This is a genomic window from Pseudomonas sp. EZ-C24 (genome assembly GCF_014525325.1).
Lineage (GTDB): Bacteria > Pseudomonadota > Gammaproteobacteria > Pseudomonadales > Pseudomonadaceae > Aquipseudomonas > Aquipseudomonas shirazensis.
Window position 1 is genome coordinate 295805 of the sequence record NZ_JACDIU010000006.1, and the last position, 21101, is coordinate 316905.

At 63.2% G+C, this 21101-nt stretch carries 20 protein-coding genes; 11 read left to right on the top strand and 9 right to left on the bottom strand.

The window, feature by feature from the left end:
* Positions 1-54 precede the first annotated feature (54 nt).
* From IDM28_RS03685 to IDM28_RS03695, 3 genes are all read left to right on the top strand, one after another.
* Positions 55-1344: a M18 family aminopeptidase gene (locus IDM28_RS03685; RefSeq protein WP_101321690.1), complete on the top strand. Its 1290-nt coding sequence runs from the start codon at positions 55-57 to the stop codon at positions 1342-1344.
* 95 nt (positions 1345-1439) lie between these two features.
* The gene (locus IDM28_RS03690; protein ID WP_178080787.1) at positions 1440-1607 is read left to right on the top strand and encodes a hypothetical protein; all 168 of its coding nucleotides are present in this window, start codon (positions 1440-1442) and stop codon (positions 1605-1607) included.
* A gap of 44 nt (positions 1608-1651) precedes the next feature.
* Complete coding sequence (locus tag IDM28_RS03695) at positions 1652-3829, top strand: mechanosensitive ion channel family protein (protein ID WP_188035384.1); 2178 nt, start codon at positions 1652-1654, stop codon at positions 3827-3829.
* A 9-nt stretch (positions 3830-3838) separates the two neighbouring features.
* Here IDM28_RS03695 and IDM28_RS03700 read toward each other — a convergent pair whose 3' ends face one another.
* Positions 3839-4552 (bottom strand): UTRA domain-containing protein, encoded by a 714-nt coding sequence (locus tag IDM28_RS03700; protein WP_101321692.1) that lies wholly within the window; start codon positions 4550-4552, stop codon positions 3839-3841.
* Positions 4553-4881: 329 nt separating this feature from the next.
* On the opposite strand from IDM28_RS03700, the gene IDM28_RS03705 reads away from it, so the two are divergent.
* The 6 genes from IDM28_RS03705 to IDM28_RS03730 all read left to right on the top strand — a co-directional run bounded on the left by IDM28_RS03705 (position 4882) and on the right by IDM28_RS03730 (position 10131).
* Positions 4882-5943 (top strand): ABC transporter substrate-binding protein, encoded by a 1062-nt coding sequence (locus IDM28_RS03705; RefSeq protein WP_101321693.1) that lies wholly within the window; start codon positions 4882-4884, stop codon positions 5941-5943.
* 94 nt (positions 5944-6037) lie between these two features.
* Entirely contained in the window at positions 6038-6844 is an 807-nt protein-coding gene (locus tag IDM28_RS03710; protein WP_101321694.1) for an alkaline phosphatase family protein, read from the top strand.
* Complete coding sequence (locus IDM28_RS03715) at positions 6844-7680, top strand: ABC transporter permease (protein ID WP_188035385.1); 837 nt, start codon at positions 6844-6846, stop codon at positions 7678-7680. The genes IDM28_RS03710 and IDM28_RS03715 overlap by 1 nt, the downstream gene beginning before the upstream one ends.
* Complete coding sequence (locus tag IDM28_RS03720; protein ID WP_150570918.1) at positions 7670-8464, top strand: ABC transporter permease; 795 nt, start codon at positions 7670-7672, stop codon at positions 8462-8464. The genes IDM28_RS03715 and IDM28_RS03720 overlap by 11 nt, the downstream gene beginning before the upstream one ends.
* Before the next feature lies 1 nt (position 8465).
* Positions 8466-9455 (top strand): ABC transporter ATP-binding protein, encoded by a 990-nt coding sequence (locus tag IDM28_RS03725; RefSeq protein WP_188035386.1) that lies wholly within the window; start codon positions 8466-8468, stop codon positions 9453-9455.
* Between the two features lie 22 nt (positions 9456-9477).
* Entirely contained in the window at positions 9478-10131 is a 654-nt protein-coding gene (locus IDM28_RS03730) for an HAD family hydrolase (RefSeq protein WP_188035387.1), read from the top strand.
* Positions 10132-10164: 33 nt separating this feature from the next.
* Here IDM28_RS03730 and IDM28_RS03735 read toward each other — a convergent pair whose 3' ends face one another.
* Positions 10165-11127 (bottom strand): NAD(P)H-quinone oxidoreductase, encoded by a 963-nt coding sequence (locus tag IDM28_RS03735; protein ID WP_150572543.1) that lies wholly within the window; start codon positions 11125-11127, stop codon positions 10165-10167.
* A 141-nt stretch (positions 11128-11268) separates the two neighbouring features.
* On the opposite strand from IDM28_RS03735, the gene IDM28_RS03740 reads away from it, so the two are divergent.
* On the top strand, positions 11269-13350 hold the full coding sequence (locus IDM28_RS03740) for a carboxy terminal-processing peptidase (protein ID WP_178080788.1): 2082 nt from the start codon (positions 11269-11271) through the stop codon (positions 13348-13350).
* Between the two features lie 97 nt (positions 13351-13447).
* On the opposite strand, the gene IDM28_RS03745 is transcribed toward IDM28_RS03740, so the two are convergent.
* The 7 genes from IDM28_RS03745 to nirB all read right to left on the bottom strand — a co-directional run bounded on the left by IDM28_RS03745 (position 13448) and on the right by nirB (position 19837).
* Positions 13448-13816, bottom strand: a complete 369-nt coding sequence (locus IDM28_RS03745) for a hypothetical protein (RefSeq protein ID WP_150572542.1) — start codon at positions 13814-13816, stop codon at positions 13448-13450.
* Entirely contained in the window at positions 13813-14163 is a 351-nt protein-coding gene (locus IDM28_RS03750) for a helix-turn-helix domain-containing protein (protein WP_103438248.1), read from the bottom strand. The genes IDM28_RS03745 and IDM28_RS03750 overlap by 4 nt, the downstream gene beginning before the upstream one ends.
* A gap of 100 nt (positions 14164-14263) precedes the next feature.
* A complete protein-coding gene (locus tag IDM28_RS03755) occupies positions 14264-14704 on the bottom strand; it encodes a YkvA family protein (protein ID WP_101321703.1) in 441 nt (146 codons plus the stop codon).
* 272 nt (positions 14705-14976) lie between these two features.
* Positions 14977-15717, bottom strand: a complete 741-nt coding sequence (locus IDM28_RS03760; RefSeq protein WP_101321704.1) for an FKBP-type peptidyl-prolyl cis-trans isomerase — start codon at positions 15715-15717, stop codon at positions 14977-14979.
* 229 nt (positions 15718-15946) lie between these two features.
* A complete protein-coding gene (gene pcaQ / locus IDM28_RS03765) occupies positions 15947-16879 on the bottom strand; it encodes a pca operon transcription factor PcaQ (protein ID WP_101321705.1) in 933 nt (310 codons plus the stop codon).
* Between the two features lie 43 nt (positions 16880-16922).
* Positions 16923-17285 carry a nitrite reductase small subunit NirD gene (gene nirD, locus IDM28_RS03770; RefSeq protein ID WP_188035388.1) on the bottom strand — a complete coding sequence of 121 codons (363 nt, stop codon included), beginning with the start codon at positions 17283-17285 and terminating at the stop codon, positions 16923-16925.
* On the bottom strand, positions 17285-19837 hold the full coding sequence (gene nirB / locus IDM28_RS03775) for a nitrite reductase large subunit NirB (protein ID WP_188035389.1): 2553 nt from the start codon (positions 19835-19837) through the stop codon (positions 17285-17287). Before nirB ends, nirD begins: the two co-directional genes overlap by 1 nt.
* Before the next feature lie 427 nt (positions 19838-20264).
* On the opposite strand from nirB, the gene map reads away from it, so the two are divergent.
* Positions 20265-21056, top strand: coding sequence for a type I methionyl aminopeptidase (gene map / locus IDM28_RS03780; RefSeq protein ID WP_188035390.1), 792 nt, complete (start codon positions 20265-20267; stop codon positions 21054-21056).
* Positions 21057-21101: the final 45 nt, after the last annotated feature.

Below are 21101 nucleotides of genomic sequence, written 5' to 3' on the forward strand. Positions count from 1 at the left end.
ACAAAACGTCGCAGAACTGCGTTAAACTCGCGCCATTGCTGTCTGGAGTGAACTATGCGCGATGTTTTGAACCAGGGCCTGATCGAATTCCTCAAGGCCTCCCCGACGCCCTTCCACGCCACGGCAAGCCTGGTCCAGCGCCTCGAAGCCGCTGGATTTCAGCGCCTCGACGAGCGTGACAGCTGGGCCACCGTGCCTGGCGGGCGTTACTACCTGACCCGCAACGACTCGTCGCTGATCGCGATCAAGCTCGGTTCGCTATCACCGCTGCTGAGCGGTATCCGCATGGTTGGCGCGCACACCGACAGCCCGTGCCTGCGAGTCAAGCCGCAGCCTGAACTGCAGCGCCACGGCTTTTTGCAGCTGGGCGTCGAAGTCTACGGCGGCGCGCTGCTGGCGCCGTGGTTCGACCGCGACCTGTCGCTGGCCGGGCGGGTGACCTTCCGCCGTGATGGCAAGGTCGAAAGCCAGTTGGTCGACTTCAAGCTGCCGATCGCGGTGATCCCCAACCTGGCGATCCATCTCAATCGCACCGCCAACGAAGGCTGGCCGATCAATGCCCAGCTCGAACTGCCGCCAATCATCGCCCAGGTGGCCGGTGACGAGCGGGTCGATTTCCGCGCTGTGCTCACCGAGCAGTTGGCCCGCGAACACGAACTGAATGCCGACGTCGTGCTCGACTACGAGCTGAGCTTCTACGACACCCAGGACGCGGCCCTGATCGGCCTCAATGGTGACTTCATCGCCGGCGCCCGCCTCGACAACCTGCTGTCGTGCTATGCCGGCCTGCAGGCGATGCTGGCAACCGACAGCGACGAGACCTGCGTGCTGGTCTGCACCGACCATGAAGAAGTCGGGTCCAGCTCGGCCTGCGGCGCCGACGGCCCAATGCTCGAACAAACCCTGCAGCGCCTGCTGCCGGATGGCGACGAGTACGTTCGCGTGATCCAGCGTTCGCTGATGATCTCGGCCGACAACGCCCACGGCGTGCACCCCAACTATGCCGACAAGCACGACGGTAATCATGGGCCCAAGCTCAATGCCGGGCCGGTGATCAAGGTCAACAACAATCAGCGCTACGCCACCAACAGCGAAACCGCCGGGTTCTTCCGCCACCTGTGCATGGCTGAAGAAGTACCAGTGCAGAGCTTTGTCGTGCGCAGCGACATGGGTTGTGGTTCGACCATTGGCCCGATCACCGCCAGCCACCTGGGTGTGCGCACGGTCGACATCGGCTTGCCGACCTTTGCCATGCACTCGATCCGCGAGCTGTGCGGCAGCCATGACCTGGCTCACCTGGTCAAGGTTCTGAGCGCGTTCTACCGCACCCGCGAACTGCCTTGAAGGCAACCTGCCGAGGGTCAATGGCCACCCTCGGCGCAGCCGCTATGCTGGATGCATAGTGGCTATCCAGTTACCCCGCAGAAGGATTCTGTCGCATGTCGCCCTTTCTCTCGTTGTTCGTTCCGGTATTTCTGTTCCTGATGCTGCTGACCATCGGCTTCAGCCTGCGCGAGCGCAACGCCGGGGTGCTGATGATGTGGATCGGCACCTTGGGCATTTTCGGCATCATGTGCTGGAAGATCCTCGAGAAACTGCCCACATAAACCTCTACACTCGGTCGATCGATTGTCCTGAGGTAGTTTTTCCGGTGCCTGTCTTCCTGCGTTGCCTGACCCTGCTGCTGTTGCTGTTCATCACGCCGAGCTATGCCGCCGGCATTCCCGGCCTGCTCGGCTCGAGCGCGCCGGCACAACCGCAAGCCAGCGAGCCGCTGGCCAAGTCGCTGGACGAGGTGATCAAGAACCTCGAAAACGACCAGCAACGCAGCAAGCTGCTGGCCGACCTGAAAAAACTCCGTGATGCCAGCAAACAGACCCAGGCCAACCCGGAACAAGGCGTGCTCGGGCTCATCAGCGGCGCCCTGCATGACATTGAAAAGCAGTTCAGCGGCGATGAAAGCCCGTTTCGGCGCTGGTCGCTGGAAATCAATCAGGCCCAGGATGAGCTCAGCGCGCTGATCGTGCCGGTGCAGCAGTGGCCGGCGATTCTGTTCGGCTTCGCGGCTGTGATTGCGGTGTGGAGCTTGCTGGCCATGCTGTTCAACTGGATCGGTCAGCGCGTGCGCCTGCGCTTCGGTCTCAAGGCTGAGCTGCCGCAACACCCGCGCACCGGTGACCTGGTGTTGTTTGCCTTGCGCAAACTGGGGCCGTGGCTGGTGGCACTGATCATCACCGTCTACCTGAGCTTCGCCCTGCCCCCCTCGCTGGGCAAATCGATGGCGATGGTGCTGGCTTACGCGTTGGTAGTGGGCACCTGCTTCTCGGCGATCTGCGTGATTGCCTTCTCCCTGCTCGATGGCCCGCACCGCCACCGCGCCCTGCATATTCTGCGGCATCAGGCGTTTCGCCCGCTGTGGCTGATCGGCAGTTTCGCGGCGTTTGGCGAAGCGATGAACGACCCGCGCCTGACCGTAGCGCTGGGCACCCATCTGGCCCACGCTCTGGCGACCCTGGCCAACGTGCTGGCGGCGCTGTGCACCGGATTGTTCGTGCTGCGCTTCCGCCGCCCGATTGCCCACCTGATTCGCAACCAGCCACTGTCGCGTCGGCTGAACCGGCGCACCCTGAGTGACACCATCGAGATTCTCGGCAGCTTCTGGTTCATTCCAGCGATGATTCTGGTGGCGATCTCGCTGGTGGCCACCTTCGTTTCCGCTGGCGATACCAGCACAGCCCTGCGCCAGTCGCTGATGTGTACCGTGCTGGTGGTGGTGTGCATGGTGGTCAATGGCCTGGTGCGCCGCCACGCGGCCAACCCGAAGCGGATCAATCGCCGTCAGGCGGTGTATGCCGAGCGCTTGCGCAACTTTGGCTACGCCCTGCTGCATGTGCTGATCTGGCTGGTGTTCATCGAGCTTGGCCTGCGCGTCTGGGGCCTGTCGATGATCGGCTTTGCCGAGGGCGAAGGGCATGACGTCAGCCTGCGTCTGCTCGGCCTGGCCGGTACCCTGATCGCCGCCTGGCTGGTGTGGATCCTCGCCGACACGGCGGTGCATCATGCGCTGGTGCGCTCGCGCCGTGGCCTGGCCAACGCCCGCGCGCAGACCATGATGCCGCTGATCCGCAACGTCATGTTCGTGGCTATCTTCATCATTGCGGTGATTGTCGCCCTGGCCAACATGGGCATGAACGTCACGCCGCTGCTGGCCGGTGCCGGTGTCATCGGCCTGGCCATCGGCTTTGGTGCGCAGTCGCTGGTCGCCGACCTGATCACCGGGCTATTCATCATCATCGAAGACTCACTGGCCATCGACGATTATGTCGAAGTCGGCGGCCACCTGGGCACCGTCGAGGGCCTGACCATCCGCACCGTGCGCCTGCGCGATATCGATGGCATCGTGCATACCATCCCGTTCAGCGAAATCAAGAGCATCAAGAACTACTCGCGTGAGTTCGGCTACGCCATCTTCCGCGTGGCCGTGCCACACGGCATGAGCATCGACAAGGCCATCACCCTGATCCGTGAGGTCGGCCAGACCCTGCGCAGCGACCCGCTGATGCGCCGCAACATCTGGTCGCCACTGGAGTTGCAAGGGGTGGAAAGCTTCGAGGCCGGCCAAGCGATCCTGCGGGCGCGCTTCAAGACTGCGCCGATCAAGCAGTGGGAAGTGTCGCGGGCGTTCAACCTGGCGCTCAAACGCCAACTTGACGCAGCCGGCCTCGACCTGGCGATGCCGCGGCTGTCGGTGCAGGTGGTCACGGCCGGTGGCGGCGGGCTGAGCGAAGCGGTTGCCAAGGATGCACCCACAGCGCCGCCGACCCGTTGACTGTTCAGGCTAGCCCGCCTCGGCTCTGATCCGCACGGCATCATGGCGCCAATACTCCAGGTCACAGTCGATCAGATGACCCTGCTGATCGCAGTTGACCCGGGTCACCTGCAGGCCCGGACTGCCCGCTGAGATCTTCAGCGCACTGGCGGCGGCCAGAGGCAACGCGGTGGGCAGGATCTCGAAGCAGACCCGGCCATATTCAATCTGATACTCGCGAGCGTAGATCTCGGTCAGCGACTGACTGAGGTCCTGCTCGAGAATCTGCGGGAAGTACGCTGGCGCCAGGTAGTGCTCGGTATACAGCACCGCGCGCCCGTCAATCCGCCGGACCCGGCAGATCTGCACCACGCTGGACAACCCCGGCAGGCGCAAGCGCGCGCAGATCGCCGCCGAGGCCGGCTGCAGGCGCGCCGACAACAGCTCGGTGGCCGGCACCCGCCCCTGCTCGCGGACCATCGCGTGGAAGTGGCTACGGGCAATCAGGTCATAGCTTAACCGCTGCGGCGCAACGAACCAGCCACGGCGCTCTTCGCGATAGATCAAGCCCTGTGCCTCCAGCTGCAGCAGTGCCTCGCGCAGGGTGATGCGCGTGGTGGCGAAGACTTCACTGAGCTTGCGCTCGGCCGGCAGTTTGCCGCCCGGCGCCAGCAGGCCGTGTTCGATCTGCTCCTGCAGGGCATGACAGATGACTGTTACCGCGCGCGCTGGCGTCGCTTGCATCAAAGGTTACCTATCTGGACTAGTCCAGCCCCACAACAGGGCAACTGGAGAATAGTGCAAGCCTAGGCACAGGCCATGAACATCCGGTTACAGAAGCCCCTCAAGGGTGACATTGAAAATGCATCAGGCCAGGCGAATCAAGGCACGGGATCTGGTCTACGCTGTATTTTCAGGCATCCCGGTAGGCCGGCCAAGGCGCTGACCTACATCAAACTGTCACGCTGGCGGCCTACCTTGGCGCAAGGTTTGCTGACCTAGACCACTTACGTCACGCGCACGGTTTGCATCCTCATATCGCCTGCAAGGCATTCCCACCCAAGGAGCTTCGGATGAAACAGTTTTTCATGGCGTCATTGCTCGGTTCGGCCATCGCCCTGTGCACCTCGGCAATGGCCGCCGACGACCTCAAGACACTGGAAGATGCAGCCCGCAAGGAAGGCGCGGTGAATAGCGTGGGTATGCCCGATGCGTGGGCCAACTGGAAAGCTACCTGGGATGACCTGGCCAGCAAGTACGGCCTCAAGCACATGGACACCGACATGAGCTCGGCGCAGGAAATCGCCAAGTTCGAGTCGGAAAAGGACAACGCCAGCGCCGACATCGGTGACGTCGGTGCCGCCTTTGGCCCGATCGCCGTGGCCAAGGGCGTGAGCCAGCCGTACAAGCCAAGCACCTGGGATCAGGTACCGACCTGGGCCAAGGACCAGGACGGCCACTGGGCGCTGGCCTACACCGGCACCATTGCTTTCATCATCAACAAGCAGCTGGTCAAGGAAGGCGAGCGGCCGAAAACCTGGCACGACCTCGAGAAGGGCAAGTACAAGGTCGCCATCGGTGACGTCGGCACCGCAGCCCAAGCGGCCAACGGCGTGCTCGCCGCGGCCATCGCCTACAAGGGTGATGAACGCAACATCGAGCCAGGCCTGCAGCTGTTCACCAAACTGGCTCAGCAGAAACGCCTGTCGCTGGCCAACCCGACCATCCAGACCCTGGAGAAAGGCGAAGTGGAAGTCGGCGTGGTCTGGGACTTCAATGGCCTGAGCTACCGCCAGCAGATCGACCCTGAGCGCTTCGAGGTGTTGATTCCGGCTGACGGCTCGATTACCTCGGGCTACACCACCATCATCAACAAGTACGCCAAAAACCCCAACGCGGCCAAGCTGGCTCGCGAATACATCTTCAGCGACGCCGGCCAGATCAACCTGGCCAACGGCCACGCGCGGCCGATCCGTGCCGAGCACCTGAAGCTGCCGGCTGATGTACAGGCCAAGCTGCTGCCCAATGAGCAGTACGCGCCGGCCCAGCCAATCAAGGACGCCACAGCCTGGGAGACCACCTCCAAGGCGCTGCCGCAAAAATGGCAGGAGCAGGTCATCATCGAGATGGAATGACGCTTGCTCGGGTAATGCTCTGAACAGCTCTCTGCACCGTAACAGCGGGGCAGAGGGCAACCCCACCGTGTGATCCACCTGCCGTGGAGTCTCCATGCAACACAACGTCATTCTGGTCCTGCTCGACGGTCTCAACCACGAGGTCGCCCACCATGCGATGGGCCACCTGCACGCTTACGTCGAGGCTGACCGCGCTGCGCTGTACCGGGTCCAGTGCGAGCTGCCGTCGCTGTCGCGGCCGCTTTACGAGTGTATTCTCACCGGCGTACCACCGCTGGAAAGCGGCATCGTCCACAACAACGTCAACCGCCTGTCCAACCAGCGCAGCGTGTTTCACTACGCCCGCGAGGCAGGCCTGGGCACTGCCGCTGCGGCCTATCACTGGATGAGCGAGCTGTACAATCGCTCGCCGTTCGACCCGCTGCGCGATCGCCATACCCATGCGCCAAAGCTGCCGATCCAGCACGGGCTGTTCTACTACGCCGATCACTACCCCGACTCGCACCTGCTGGCTGACGCCGAGTACCTGCGCCGCCGCCACGCCCCGAATTTCCTGCTGGTGCACCCGATGAACATCGACGATGCCGGCCATCGTCATGGCCTCGACAGCAGCCAGTACCGCAATGCCGCGCGCGGTGCCGACATCCTCTTGGCCGACTACCTGCCGCGCTGGCTCGAAGAGGGTTACCAGGTGCTGGTGACCGCCGACCATGGCATGAACAACGACCGCTCGCACAATGGCCTGCTGGCCGAGGAGCGCGAGGTGCCGCTGTTCGTCTTCGGCAGCGCCTTCAGCCTCGACCAGAATGCCAAGCCGCTGCAGACCGAGCTGTGCGGAACGATCTGCGAGCTGCTCGGCGCCGCCCATGACAAAAGCGTTTGCCGCGAGCTGCTGTCGTGATGGCCGGCACCCGCGGGCGCTACCTGGCCATGCTCTGCCTGCTGCCGTTCGCGCTGTTCTTTCTGGTGTTCCAGATCGCGCCGCTGGGCTGGGTGGCGATTCACAGCGTGCAGGCCGAGGGCGGCTGGAGCCTGGACAACTTCAGCAAGGTGTTCGCCTCCAAGTTTTATCTGCAGGCGCTGCAGCGCAGCCTGGAGATCAGCTTCTGGTCGAGCCTGTTCGGCATCATCATCGCCACCCTTGGCGCCTATTCGCTGCGCCAGGTCGACTCGAAGCTGCGCGACTTCGTCAGTGCCTTCGCCAACATGACCAGCAACTTCGCCGGAGTGCCGCTGGCCTTCGCCTTCATCATTCTGCTCGGCTTCAACGGCGCACTGACCTTGCTGCTGAAGCAGATCGGCCTGCTCGAAGACTTCAGCATCTATTCCAAGACCGGCTTGATCCTGGTGTACACCTACTTCCAGATCCCGCTCGGCGTGTTGCTGCTGTACCCGGCGTTCGACGCCCTGCGTGAAGACTGGCGCGAATCTGCTGCGCTGCTCGGCGCCAGCCACTGGCAATTCTGGCGGCACATCGGCCTGCCGGTGCTGACCCCGGCGCTGCTCGGCACCTTCGTGATTCTGCTGGCCAATGCCTTGGGTGCCTACGCCACGGTCTATGCACTGACTACGGGCAATTTCAACGTGCTGCCAATCCGCATCGCGGCGCTGGTGGCGGGCGACATCAGCCTCGACCCGAACCTGGCCAGCGCCCTGGCGATGGTGCTGGTGGGGCTGATGACGCTGGTCACGGTGGTTCATCAATGGCTGTTGAAGAGGAGCTACCATGCGCGCTGAATCCCGCCCTGGCGGCTGGTACCACCGCGCCGTGGTCTACCTGCTGTTTCTGATCCTGCTGCTGCCGCTGGCCGGCACCCTGCTCTACTCGCTGTCGACCAGCTGGTCGGCGAGCCTGTTGCCTAGCGGCCTGACTTTCAAATGGTACGCGGCGCTGTGGAGCGAGCCGCGCTTTCTGGCCGCCTTCGGCCAGTCGCTACTGGTGTGTGTCGGCGCGCTGCTGTTGTCGGTGGTGCTGATCCTGCCATTGCTGTTTGTGGTGCATTACCACTTCCCGCGGCTGGATGCGCTGATGAACATCCTCATCCTGCTGCCGTTTGCGGTACCGCCGGTGGTGTCGTCGGTGGGCTTGCTGCAGCTGTATGGCAGCGGGCCGATGGCGATGGTCGGCACGCCGTGGATTCTGATCGGCTGCTACTTCACCGTAGCGCTGCCGTTCATGTACCGGGCCATCACCAACAACCTGCAGGCGATCAACCTGCGCGACCTGATGGACGCTGCCCAACTGCTCGGTGCCAGCACCTGGCAGGCGGCGTTTCTGGTGGTGCTGCCAAACCTGCGCAAGGGCCTGATGGTGGCGCTGTTGCTGTCATTCTCGTTTTTGTTCGGCGAATTCGTGTTCGCCAACCTGCTGGTCGGCACCCGCTACGAAACGCTGCAGGTGTACCTGAACAACATGCGCAACAGCAGCGGCCACTTCAACAGCGCGCTGGTGATTTCCTATTTCGCCTTCGTCCTGGTGTTGACCTGGGTGGCCAATCGCTTGAACAAGGACAAACCCTGAGATGAGCTTCGTCAGCGTAGAGAAACTGCAAAAGAGTTACGCCGGCAGCCCGGTGTTCGACGATATCGACTGCCAGATCCAGCGCGGCGAATTCGTCACCCTGCTCGGCCCGTCCGGTTGCGGCAAGTCGACCTTGCTGCGCTGCATTGCCGGGCTGACCCCGGTCGACAGCGGCCGGATCCTCCTCGACGGCCACGACCTGGTGCCGCTGAGCCCGCAAAAACGCGGCATCGGCATGGTCTTTCAGAGCTATGCACTGTTCCCCAACATGACCGTCGAGCAAAACGTCGCCTTCGGTTTGCGCATACAGAAAACCCCTGCTGCAGAAAGCCGCACGCGGGTGCGCGAAGTGCTCGAGCTGGTCGAGCTGGGCAGCTTTGCCGGGCGCTATCCGCATCAGTTGTCGGGCGGCCAGTGCCAGCGGGTGGCGCTGGCCCGCTCGCTGGTGACCAGGCCGCGCCTGTTGCTGCTGGATGAGCCACTGTCGGCACTGGATGCACGTATTCGCAAGCACCTGCGCGAGCAGATTCGGGCAATTCAGCGCGAGCTGGGGCTGACCACGATCTTCGTCACCCACGACCAGGAAGAGGCGCTGACCATGTCCGACCGCATCTTCCTGATGAACCAGGGCCGGATCGTCCAGAGTGGCGACGCCGAAACCCTCTACACCGCGCCGGTGGACCTGTTTGCCGCAGGCTTTATCGGCAACTACAACCTGCTCGATGCCGACAGCGCCAGCCGCCTGTTGCAACGCCCGGTCAGCAGCCGCCTGGCGATCCGCCCCGAGTCGATCAGCCTGAGCCTCACCGGCGAACTGGACGGCCAGGTGCGCAGCCATAGCCTGCTCGGCAACGTCATCCGCTATCGGGTCGAGGTGCGCGGTGTCGAACTGGTGGTTGACGTGCTCAATCGCTCGTCAGAGGATCTGCATGCGGACGGTCAACGGGTATCCTTGGCTATCGACCCAACGGCGCTACGCGAAGTGGCATAGAAGTAGCTCAGGAGAAGTACCGATGGCTTTGGCAATTTTCGATCTGGATGAAACCTTGATCCATGGCGACTGCGCGTCGCTGTGGGGCGAGCACATGGTGCGGCTGGGCTGGGTCGATGGCGAGTCGTTTCTGCGCCGTGACCGCGAGCTGATGGAGGCGTACAGCAAGGGTGAGATGGCCATGGAAGACTACATGGCCTTCAGCCTCGAGCCGGTTGCCGGGCGCACACTGGAGGAGTTGGCGCACCTGGTCGAGCCATGGGTGGAAGACGTGATCGAGCCGATCATCTACGGCGACGCCTGCCGCTGCATTGCCGAGCACCGCAAGCAAGGTGATCGGGTGCTGATCATCTCGGCTTCTGGCACCCACCTGGTCGGGCCGATTGCAGCCCGCTTGGGTGTAGACGAGTACCTGGCGATCGAACTGGAAGCGGTCAATGGCGTGTACACCGGCAACACTCATGGCGTGCTGACCTACCGCGAGGGCAAGATCACCCGGCTGCTGGAGTGGCTGGATCAGGAACAGGAAAACCTCGAGGGCGCGAGTTTCTATTCTGACTCGCGCAATGACCTGCCGCTGCTGCTCAAGGTCGATTATCCCAAGGCAGTCAACCCTGACCCGGTCCTGCGCGCCCATGCCGAGCAGCAGGGCTGGCCGATCCTCGCCTGGAAGTGAAACTGCCGGGGCCTGAGCCCCGGCATGGCTGACTCAGGCCAGCGTCTGGTCGATCACCAGCACCAGCTTGCCGGAGACCTGATTGGTCGCAAGCTCGGCGTAGGCGGCCTCGGCGAACGCGACCGGATAGGTGTCCACCAGTTGCGCCTTGAGCCGGCCATCGGTGAACAACGGCCAGACCTGCTGGCCGAGCTCCTTGAGCAGTTCGGCCTTGAAGTCATCATCGCGATTGCGCAAGGTCGAGCCGGTCAGCTGCAGGCGCTTGCCGAGAATCTGCGCCAGGTCCAGTTCGACCTTGCGCCCGCCCATCAAGCCGATCATCACCCAGCGCCCGTCGCGGGCCAGCAGCTCGACATTGAGCGGGCCGTAGCTGGCGCCAACCGGGTCAAGGATCACGTCGAACGGGCCCAGTTGCTTGAGGTCATCGAGGTTGGCATTGCGCACCACCCCACCGGCAGCGCCCAGCGCCTCGCAGTAGGCCAGCCGCTCTGGCGAGCCGACGCTGACCCAGACCGGATTACCCAGCGCCTTGCACAGTTGAATCGCCGCCGAGCCGACGCCACTGGCGCCGGCATGTACCAGCAGCTTTTCCCCAGGCTTGAGCCCGCCGAGCTGGAAGATATTCAGCCAGGCCGTGGCATACACCTCGGGGATCGCCGCCGCTTCGTGCAGGCTCAGGCCCTCGGGCACCGGCAGCACGTGGCGAGCATCGACCACCACTTCCTCGGCCATGCCACCGCCCGCCAGCAGCGCACAGACGCGCTCGCCGACGCGCCAGTCGGTGCCGGGGCCGACTTCACTGATGATCCCGGAACATTCCAGCCCCAGGTACGGGCTGGCGCCCGGCGGCGGTGGGTAATTGCCCGCGATCTGGAGCATATCCGCCCGATTCAGGCCTGCCGCGGCTACGCGAATGCGTACCTGGCCGGCATCACAGGTCGGGCGCTCGGCCTCGACCCACTCCACATGTCCGTCAACGCCTTGCAATGCCTTCACAGTGCCTCCATAGTTGAGTCATGACTGAGCCCGGGATCGCCTTGTCCCGGGCTTTTTGCAGTATTTGCCCGGCTCCATGGAACCGGCGAACGGAATAGACGGCCTACTATGCGTGATCAATTGCCTTTACGTCGAATCAGCATGAAGCATTTTCTGCCCAGCACCGCCCTCGCCCTGCTCATTGGCGTTGGCAGCCTGACGCTTGGCGGCAATGCGGCCGCCGCCAACAAGTGGGAAAGCCTGCAGCCAGACCGGGATGAGGTGGTTGCCAGTCTCAATGTGGTCGAGCTGCTCAAGCGCCACCACTACAGCAAGCCGCCACTGGATGACGCCCGTTCGGTGATCATCTACGACAGCTACATCAAGCTGCTCGATCCATCGCGCAGTTACTTCACGGCCTCGGACATCGCCGAGTTCGACAAGTGGAAGACCCAGTTCGACGATTTCCTCAAGAGCGGCAATCTCGATCCGGGCTTCACCATCTACAAGCGTTACTTGAACCGCGTCAAAGCCCGCCTGGACTTTGCCCTGGCCGAACTCAACAAGGGCGTCGACAAGATCGACTTCACCGTTGACGAGTCGCTGCTGGTCGATCGCAAAGACGCGCCATGGCTGAAAAACGACGCCGAGCTGGACGACCTCTGGCGCAAACGGGTCAAGGATGAAGTGCTGCGCCAGAAGATCGCCGGCAAGGACTTCAAGCAGATCCAGGAAACCCTGATCAAGCGCTACAAGAACCAACTTGCGCGGCTTGACCAGACCCGTGCCGAAGACATCTTCCAGGCCTACATCAACACCTTCGCCCAGTCCTACGACCCGCACACCAATTACCTGTCGCCGGACAACGCCGAAAACTTCGACATCAACATGAGCCTGTCGCTCGAAGGCATCGGTGCGGTGCTGCAGAATGACAACGATCAGGTCAAGATCGTCCGTTTGGTACCGGCCGGCCCTGCCGCCAAGACCAAACAGGTCGCCCCGGCCGACAAGATCATCGGTGTGGCCCAGGGCAACAAGGAAATGGTCGACGTGGTCGGCTGGCGTCTGGACGAAGTGGTCAAGCTGATCCGCGGCCCGAAAGGTTCGGTGGTGCGTCTTGAAGTCATCCCGGCCAGCAATGCGCCGAGCGACCAGACCAGCAAAATCGTTTCGATCACCCGCGAAGCAGTCAAGCTTGAAGAGCAGGCGGCGAAAAAGTCGGTGCTCAAGCTCAAGCAGGATGGCCGTGACTACAAGCTGGGGATCATCGAGATCCCGGCCTTCTACCTCGATTTCAAGGCCTACCGTGCCGGCGATCCTGAGTACAAGAGCACCACGCGCGACGTCAAGAAACTGCTCACCGAACTGCAGAACGAGAAAGTCGACGGCGTGGTCATCGACCTGCGCAACAACGGCGGCGGCTCGTTGCAGGAAGCCACCGAGCTGACCAGCCTGTTCATCGACAAAGGCCCGACCGTGCTGGTACGCAACAGCGACGGACGCGTCGATGTGCTTGAAGATGAAAACCGCGGCGCCTTCTACAAAGGCCCGCTGACGCTACTGGTCAACCGTCTCTCGGCCTCGGCTTCGGAGATTTTCGCCGGCGCCATGCAGGACTACCACCGCGCCTTGATCATCGGTGGCCAGACCTTCGGCAAAGGCACCGTGCAGACCATCCAGCCGCTCAACCATGGTGAGCTGAAACTGACCCTGGCCAAGTTCTACCGGGTTTCCGGGCAGAGCACCCAGCATCAGGGCGTGCTGCCGGATATCGACTACCCGTCGATCATCGACACCAAGGAAATCGGCGAGAGCGCCCTGCCCGAGGCCATGCCATGGGACACCATCAAGCCAGCGATCAAGCCTGCCGTGGACCCGTTCAAGCCGTTCCTCACCGAGCTGAAGGCCCGCCACGACGCCCGTAGCGCCAAGGATGCCGAGTTCACCTACATCCGTGACCGCCTGGCCCTGAGCCAGAAGCTGATGAGCGAGAAGAGCGTCAGCCTCAACGAGCAGACCCGTCGCGCCCGCCACGATGAGATCGAGGGCAAGCAACTGGCCCTGGAAAACATCCGCCGCAAGGCCAAGGGTGAAGAGCCGCTCAAGGAACTGAAGAAAGAAGACGAAGACGCGCTACCGGTGGAAGATGAAAACACCAAACCGGAAGACGACGCCTACCTGGCCGAAACCGGGCGTATCCTGCTTGACTACCTGAGCCTGAGCTCGTCGGTAGCCAAGAAGTGATCGCCGGCTGACGCCAGTCGCAAAAAAGGGGGTGGACGCCTAGGTGTCCACCCCTTTTCTTTGTCTGCAGTTTGCTCAGGCAAACGCCCTGCGGCGCTCAGGCTTCTTCTGAATAGGGGTGCTCGAATACCCTGGCCACTTCCGACGCGTGCCAGGAGGCTGCTTCCATGCCATCGACCGGCCCGGTAAACCTGCCCAGGCGCTCGGCACATTCGAAAAAGCCGGTACGCGGCAGGCGGCTAGCGCCCTGGCTGATCACCAGCGAGCTGCGCAGCGGCTGTTCGGCGCGTGCGTCGATAGCGGCCAGATGCTCCAGCGCCGCGGTCAGCGTCTGCATGGCCGGGGTTGGCAGCTGCAGACGCTCGAGCAGGGCACGGTAGGTCAGCAGGTGGCGCTGGCGGCGGGCCATGTCCAGCTCGCCGAGCAGCCCGTCCCAATGCTGGCGACTGATCCTGACGCCGCTCATGACGGCTCGCTCCAGCCAGCAATACCCAGGTGCCAGGCCAGGCTGCGCAGGATCGGCGCACCCGCTTCACGCTCGCCCGCTTCGATCATGGCCAGGTAGGCCGGACTGATGCCGACGCTGCGCGCCAGCGCTTCAGGGGCCAGGCCCTTGGCTTCCCGCAGGCGGGCCAGCTCGCTGATTGCCGGCAGGCTGGCAGGCGCCGCAGCAGGCTCTGCTAGCGTCTGCTCTGCCTTGGCAGGGCTGGACGCAGGCGCCTGGCCCGCAGCGACCAGCAGGGCCTGATACTGCTCCCAGGGAATGACGGCGTATTCGGGCTTATCGTCCCGGCTGATGACCTGAATTTCCATTGCAAACCCCTCACGTAGGACTACTGCATGTAGCCCTTAGGCATAACCTTTATGCCAATTATATGACCAAGCGCGAGGGTCTGCGCGGATCAGGCTGAATTCAAGGCGTACCGCGCTCCAGGCGCAGGGCCTCGGGGGTGTCTGGCAGGCGCTCTACCACGCGCAAACGCTCTGGCGTCTGAGCATCGCGCCAGGCCTTGAAACGGCCCAATTCGTCAGCCACGGTCTTCAATACCCAGCCGAGCACGGCGATGTCATCGAGAAAGCCGACGCCCAGCAGCCAGTCGGGGATCGCATCCAGCGGGCTGACGAAGTACAGCAGGCCGGCCACGATGGTCACCAGCGCCTTCGGGCTGATGGCGCGGTACTCGCCGCGCCACCAGGCCAGGCACAGGCTCTGCATCAAGCGCAGGTCTTCACGCAGTTGGCCAAGCTTGGGACCTTTGCGCGCGACCGCAAACAACAGCGCCGGCAACCGGCCACGGCTGAGCAGGCGCTCGGCGAGGGGCAGAAATCGGCTGAAATTCCAGGGTGCACTCATGGGGCCTCCGGGCGATGAGGTTATCCACATTTATTGTGGATAACCTTGTGAACAGGGCACAGTTTCCGCCGCCCCGTGCCGACAGGGCAAGGGTCGCGCTTAGATCGGGCGTTTTTTACCCAATCGTGACAGCTGCGCAAACGTTTTGCGTCATTGGGCAGACATGTACCGGCCACCCAATCTCGGACAAGCAATGCCGGCCGAGGTTCGTCTGGGTGCCCGCAAAAACGACAACGCCCCGTCGAGACGGGGCGTTGTAGACACGCTAAGGCTTACTGAGCCGGAGCTTCGGCTGGCGGCTCGGCGCCTTCGAGCTTGCTCGGATCTTTGATCGCCAGCAGTTCCAGGTCGAACACCAGTACCGAGTTGGCCGGGATCAGCGGGCTCGGGCTCTGTGCGCCGTAAGCCAGCTCAGCCGGGATGTACAGCTTGTACTTCTCACCGACGTGCATCAATTGCAGGCCTTCGACCCAACCTGGGATCACACCGCTGACCGGCAGATCGATCGGGCTGCCGCGCTCGACCGAGCTGTCGAACACCTTGCCATCGATCAGCTTGCCTTCGTAGTGAACGGTCACAACGTCAGAGGCTTTTGGCTGTGGGCCATCGGCTTTCTTCACGACTTCGTACTGCAGGCCGGAAGCGGTGGTCACAACGCCCTGCTTCTTGGCGTTTTCTTCGAGGAACTTCTTGCCAGCCGATGCGGCTTCTTCGCTGGCTTTGGTCAGACGCTCTTCGGCACGCTTTTGCAGCGCGGTGAAGGCCTCGACCAGTTCGTCATCCTTGATGCGCTGCTCTTTCTTGCTGACAGCGTCATCGATACCCATGGCGACTGCTTTCGAATCAAGGTCTTCCATGCCTTCCTGAGCCAGGCTCTTGCCCATGTTCAGGCCGATACCGTAGGAGGCTTTCTGTGCCGGGGTTTTCAGCTCGACGTCGCTGGTCTGAGCGTCGCAGCCCGCCAGAACCAAACTTACCAGGGCAACCGCAGCCGCCAAACGATGTTGTTTCATGCTAGTTCCTTGTTCATGCGCCATAAGGGCAATCAGGGTAAAGCCGCGAGCTTAGCAGGCGGTCGTTACCAATGGCTACCGGCATAGGAGCCGCTTGCGGGCAGTAAGTTCAGTAGGTGAAAGGTTGTTCATGGCAACGCTGCAGCCACTGGCCAGTATTGAGCCCAGATGCTACCTGCGGCGGGTATTGTGGCTATTTATGTCTGCCCTGCGAAACATGACAGATCCGTCAGGGATAAAGCCCTTCGCGGTACTCCCCGGCCAACTCGCGCAGCACCTCGCACACCCACTGCGCCGGAAGGCTCTGCGGCAGCGCGGCATTGCGGCAGATGCCCACCGAGCCACCCGGTTCGTAGATGCCAAGGTCCAGCTCGACCAGCTCGCCGCGGCCCAGGTCGATCAGCACCGCGTCACGCGGGGCGACCCAGACTGCATCGCTGCCCAGCAGGTAGCGCCGGCTCAGCGCCAGCGACAAGGTCTCCAGACGTTGCGCCGGCATGTGGATGCCGCACTGCACAAACAGGCTGTCGGCGTGTTGCCGGATGGTGGTGCCAAGCGGAGGCAACACCAGCGGATAGTCGCCAACCCGGCTGCGTTCGAGCGGCTGTAGCGCCAGCAGCGGATGGCCCGGACGCACCACTAGACTCATCGATTCGCTGTACAGGTGCTCGAATGACAAGCCCTGAATCTGCGGGCTGTCGGTCATGCGCCCGACTACCAACTCCAGCTCACCCAGGCGCAATTGGCCGAGCAACTGCGCACTGACCCCGGTGCTCACGCTGATCAGCAACGCCTGATGGCGCTGATGCAGGCGGCACAGCGCCTCCGGCATGAGCAGGCCTTCGACGGTCGAGAGCACGCCAATGCGCACCTGCGACGGCGCCCGCGCCTCGCCGCGCACACTACTCACGCCATCGCGCAGGGCCTGCACGCTGGGGCCAGCGTAGCGCATGAAGCGCGTTCCAGCGGTGGTCAGCTCGACGCCCAGCCGAGTGCGCTCGAACAGCCGCGTCTCGAGCAACTGCTCAAGCTCTTTGAGGGTCTTGGAAATCGCTGGCTGGCTGATCGCCAGAACGTCAGCCGCACGCGCCAGGCTGCCCTGGCGGGCGATTTCCAGAAAGCACAGCAAGTGGCGGTACTTGATTCGAGTGTCGAGATTCATGCGTAAGAGCAGCTCTGCCCGCGATCAGCGTCGGTCAGCCATCTTAGCGCATCGCCACCTCGACAGCCTCCCCTGCCAGGCGCACCGGCCAGGTCCGCAGCGCCTGCTGCGGGTCTTCCAGGCAGCGCCCGCTGCGCAGGCTGAAGTGCTGCTTGTACAACGGCGCCGCCACCGTCAGCTCGCCACCGATGCTACCGATCAGGCCGCGGCCGATGATATTGGCGCCCGAGCGCGGGTCGCGATTGGCCACGGCATAAAGCGGCTGAGCCTGGCCAGGCAGGTAGAACAGCGCCACCTGCTCGCCGTCCAGCCACACCACTACACCGGAATCGGCGACCAGATCGCCGCGCTGGCAAACCGTTTGCCAGCTGGGTTGTTGCGCTACTGCGACATTGCATGAGTTCATCAGACAGCCTCCTCGACAGTTGGGATCAGGTGCAGCGCGGCCACCGGCCGGCGTTGTTCGCGTTCACGCACAAAGTGCACGTCCGGGTCAGCGCGCTGGTCATTGACGAAGGTGCGGAACCGTTTGAGTTTTTCTGGATCGTTGAGGGCGTTGGCCCACTCGCATTCATACTGATCGACCACGTGCTGCATCTGCGCTTCGAGCTCGGCGCCAAGCAGCAGGCTGTCATCAAGGATCACCGCCTTGAGGTAATCCAGGCCACCTTCCAGGCCCTCGCGCCAGACCGAGGTGCGCTGCAGCTTGTCGGCAGTGCGGATGTAGAACATCAGCACGCGGTCGATCATGCGGATCAGGCTGTCGTCATCGAGGTCGGTGGCAAACAACTCGGCATGCCGCGGGCGCATGCCGCCGTTGCCGCAGACGTAGAGGTTCCAGCCCTTGTCGGTGGCGATCACGCCGATGTCCTTGCTCTGCGCCTCGGCGCACTCGCGGGTGCAGCCGGATACGGCAAACTTGAGTTTGTGCGGCGAGCGCAGGCCCTTGTAGCGGTCTTCCAGGCGCAGGGCCATGGCCACGCTGTCCTGCACGCCGTAGCGGCACCAGGTGCTGCCGACGCAGGATTTGACCGTACGCGTCGACTTGCCATAGGCATGACCGGTCTCGAAGCCCGCAGCGATCAGCTCGCCCCAGATCAGCGGCAGTTCGTGCAACTGCGCGCCGAACAGGTCGATGCGCTGACCGCCGGTGATCTTGGTATAGAGGTCGTATTTTTTCGCCACCTGGCCGATCACGATCAGCTTGTCCGGGGTTATCTCGCCACCGGGAATGCGCGGCACCACCGAGTAGGTGCCGTTTTTCTGCATGTTGGCCATGAAGGTGTCGTTGGTGTCCTGCAGCGGCACCAGCGCGGCGTCCATGATCGGCTGGTTCCAGCACGAGGCCAGGATCGAACCCACCGCCGGTTTGCAGATGTCACAGCCGACATGGCCTTTGCCGTGACGCTCGAGCAGCTCATTGAAAGTGCGGATGCCCTCGACCCGGACTAGCCCATAAAGCTCCTGGCGGGTATAGCCGAAGTGCTCGCACAGGCTCTTGTCGACGGTGACCCCACGGGCAGTCAACTCGTGCTCGAAGACCTGCTTGAGCAGCGCCGCGCAACCGCCGCAACCGCTGGCCGCCTTGGTGCAACTCTTGACCGCGGCGAGGTCGCTGCAGCCGCTGTCGATGGCCGCACAGACCGCGCCCTTGCTGACGTTGTGGCAGGAGCAGATGGTCGCCGTATCGGGCAAGGCATCGGCACCCAGCGCCGGCGCGCCGCCGCCCTGCGGCAGGATCAGCGTGGCCGGATCAGCTGGCAGGGCAATGCCGTTCTGGCAGTACTGCAGCAGGGTGTCGTAGTAGCTGTTGTCACCGACCAGCACCGCGCCGAGCACGTGCTTGCCGCTGGCATCGACCACCAGCCGGCGATAGGCCGCGTTGGCCTCGTCGATGAAGCGGTAACTGCGCGCGCCGGGAGTCGCGCCGTGGGCGTCGCCGATCGAGCCGACATCGACTCCAAGCAGCTTGAGTTTGGTTGACATGTCGGCGCCGGTGAACGGGGTGGACGTTTCACCAAGCAACAGCGCAGCAAGGTTGCGCGCCATGCTGTAACCGGGCGCGACGAGGCCGAACACGCTGCCATTCCACGAGGCGCACTCGCCGATGGCGAAGATCTGCGGGTCGCTGCTGCGGCAATCGTGGTCGATCGCCACCCCGCCACGCGCACCAATCTCCAGGCCGCAGGCGCGGCCGAGAGCGTCTTGTGCGCGGATACCGGCAGAGAACACGATCAGGTCGGTTTCAAGATACTCGCCACCGTCGAAATTCATTCGATAGCGGTACTCACTGCCGGAGCTGATCGACTGGGTGGCGCGTGACACATGCACCCCCACGCCCAGCGCCTCGATCTGCGCCTTCAATGCCGCGCCGCCTTCGCTGTCGAGCTGCACCGGCATCAAGCGCGGCGCGAACTCCACCACGTGTGCTTCCAGGCCCAGCGACTTCAAGGCGTTGGCCGCCTCGAGGCCCAGCAAGCCGCCACCGACCACCACACCCCGGCGGCTGCCGCTGGCGGCGGCGCGAATGGCGTCAAGGTCATCCAGAGTGCGGTAGACCAGCCGCGACGTGCCGCTGGAGCCTTCGACTGGCGGCACGAACGGATAAGAGCCGGTGGCCAGGACCAACTGGTCGTAGCCATAACGGCCCTCTGCGGTGACCACTTCACAGCGCTCGCGATCGATCTCGAGCACGCCTTCGCCGAGGTGCAGGTACACGCCGTGGCGATCGTAGAAATCCGCCTCGCACATGGCCAGCGCTTCGCTGTCGCTGCCGGCGAAGTACTCTGAGAGATGTACGCGATCGTAGGCGCGCTGACGCTCCTCGCCGAATACGCGCACCTCGAAGCGCGCCAATGCGCCGCGCTCGACCAGTTGCTCGACGCAGTGATGGCCGACCATGCCGTTGCCGACGATGACCAGTCGCTGAAGTTGTCCGCCGTTCGCTGTTGCCTGCATAGCCGATCCTCGATCACGGGTTGGCGGGGTTGGCCGCCGCAAAGACAAAAAAAAACGCCTGGAGCCGAAGCTCCAGGCGCCTTTGCCTGTTCTCATCTGGGTGAGGCCCCTGATTGATCGCCGTTGATCAGTGGGGCGTGTTGTAGATGGGTCAAAGCAGGGACTGTGCCAGTTCTGGGGTATTGAGGTGAACCATGGGTCCGCTTTGCGGCCCTTTCCGACCGGTCCGGCGCCCCGGCAAGGCCGCTACAGGGGATCAGCGCGGGTGCAGACGGTAGTGGCGAGAAAGTCGATGCGCCGCCTATCGGGGATTTTCGACTCGTCTTGGTGCACGTGTCCCCATCCTGGGGCACGGCGCTGCGGTGGCAAGGCTGGGTGCCATGGGGATATGCTGCAGCCTGACTCAAGCGAGGTCTTTGAAGCGCCAATGTCCCAAGTCATCCTCAAGACAGTCGAACAACTCGACCTGATGCGCCGCGCCGGCCAGTTGCTGGCGCAAGTGTTTGCCGAACTCGACGGTTTCATCCGCCCCGGCGTGACCACGATGCAGATCAACGACCACGCCGAGGCGTTCATCGTCCAGACCCTGCGCGCCCGGCCCGCCAGCAAGGGCCAATACGGTTTCCCCTATTCGCTGAACACTTCGGTCGATCACGTCGTCTGTCACGGCATGCCCAAGGCTGACGAAGTGCTCGCTGAAGGCTCGATCGTCAACGTCGACATCACCCTGGAACAAGGCGGTTATATCGCCGACTCGTCGAAGATGTACCGCATCGGCGCGATCAGCGCTGAAGCCGAGCGGTTGGTAGAAACCACTTATGACGCGCTCTGGCGCGGCATCGAGCAAGTTCGCCCGGGGGCCACTCTGGGCGACATCGGCCACGCCATTCAGAGCACCGCCGAAGCGGCTGGCTACAGCGTAGTACGTGAATACTGTGGCCATGGCATCGGCCAGCAGATGCACGAAAAACCGGAAATCCTCCACTTCGGCCAACGCGGCATGGGCATGAAGCTCAAGCCTGGCATGGTCTTCACCATCGAGCCGATGATCAACCAGGGCGCGCGCGGCACCCGCGAGCTGAAAGATGGCTGGACGGTGATCACCCGCGACGGCGCGCTGTCGGCGCAGTGGGAACACACCGTTGCGGTCACTGCTGACGGTTATGAAGTGCTGACCCTGCGCGAGGAAGAACGTCTGGCCGGAAAAACGGTCAGCTGAAGCGCCATCCCGAGCAGGCCATTTGCCGCCGTGCTGGCCGCTATT

What these genes read in the sequence shown, in the direction of transcription:
- IDM28_RS03755 (WP_101321703.1), bottom strand. Translation starts at nt 14,704, where the DNA reads ATGAGTGCACCCTGGAATTTCAGCCGATTTCTGCCCCTCGCCGAGCGC.
- nirB (WP_188035389.1), bottom strand. Translation starts at nt 19,837, where the DNA reads ATGCAGGCAACAGCGAACGGCGGACAACTTCAGCGACTGGTCATCGTC.
- IDM28_RS03715 (WP_188035385.1), top strand. Translation starts at nt 6,844, where the DNA reads ATGGCCGGCACCCGCGGGCGCTACCTGGCCATGCTCTGCCTGCTGCCG.
- IDM28_RS03730 (WP_188035387.1), top strand. Translation starts at nt 9,478, where the DNA reads ATGGCTTTGGCAATTTTCGATCTGGATGAAACCTTGATCCATGGCGAC.
- IDM28_RS03700 (WP_101321692.1), bottom strand. Translation starts at nt 4,552, where the DNA reads ATGCAAGCGACGCCAGCGCGCGCGGTAACAGTCATCTGTCATGCCCTG.
- map (WP_188035390.1), top strand. Translation starts at nt 20,265, where the DNA reads ATGTCCCAAGTCATCCTCAAGACAGTCGAACAACTCGACCTGATGCGC.
- IDM28_RS03740 (WP_178080788.1), top strand. Translation starts at nt 11,269, where the DNA reads ATGAAGCATTTTCTGCCCAGCACCGCCCTCGCCCTGCTCATTGGCGTT.
- IDM28_RS03750 (WP_103438248.1), bottom strand. Translation starts at nt 14,163, where the DNA reads ATGGAAATTCAGGTCATCAGCCGGGACGATAAGCCCGAATACGCCGTC.
- IDM28_RS03685 (WP_101321690.1), top strand. Translation starts at nt 55, where the DNA reads ATGCGCGATGTTTTGAACCAGGGCCTGATCGAATTCCTCAAGGCCTCC.
- IDM28_RS03690 (WP_178080787.1), top strand. Translation starts at nt 1,440, where the DNA reads ATGTCGCCCTTTCTCTCGTTGTTCGTTCCGGTATTTCTGTTCCTGATG.
- IDM28_RS03725 (WP_188035386.1), top strand. Translation starts at nt 8,466, where the DNA reads ATGAGCTTCGTCAGCGTAGAGAAACTGCAAAAGAGTTACGCCGGCAGC.
- IDM28_RS03720 (WP_150570918.1), top strand. Translation starts at nt 7,670, where the DNA reads ATGCGCGCTGAATCCCGCCCTGGCGGCTGGTACCACCGCGCCGTGGTC.
- IDM28_RS03705 (WP_101321693.1), top strand. Translation starts at nt 4,882, where the DNA reads ATGAAACAGTTTTTCATGGCGTCATTGCTCGGTTCGGCCATCGCCCTG.
- nirD (WP_188035388.1), bottom strand. Translation starts at nt 17,285, where the DNA reads ATGAACTCATGCAATGTCGCAGTAGCGCAACAACCCAGCTGGCAAACG.
- IDM28_RS03710 (WP_101321694.1), top strand. Translation starts at nt 6,038, where the DNA reads ATGCAACACAACGTCATTCTGGTCCTGCTCGACGGTCTCAACCACGAG.
- pcaQ (WP_101321705.1), bottom strand. Translation starts at nt 16,879, where the DNA reads ATGAATCTCGACACTCGAATCAAGTACCGCCACTTGCTGTGCTTTCTG.
- IDM28_RS03745 (WP_150572542.1), bottom strand. Translation starts at nt 13,816, where the DNA reads ATGAGCGGCGTCAGGATCAGTCGCCAGCATTGGGACGGGCTGCTCGGC.
- IDM28_RS03760 (WP_101321704.1), bottom strand. Translation starts at nt 15,717, where the DNA reads ATGAAACAACATCGTTTGGCGGCTGCGGTTGCCCTGGTAAGTTTGGTT.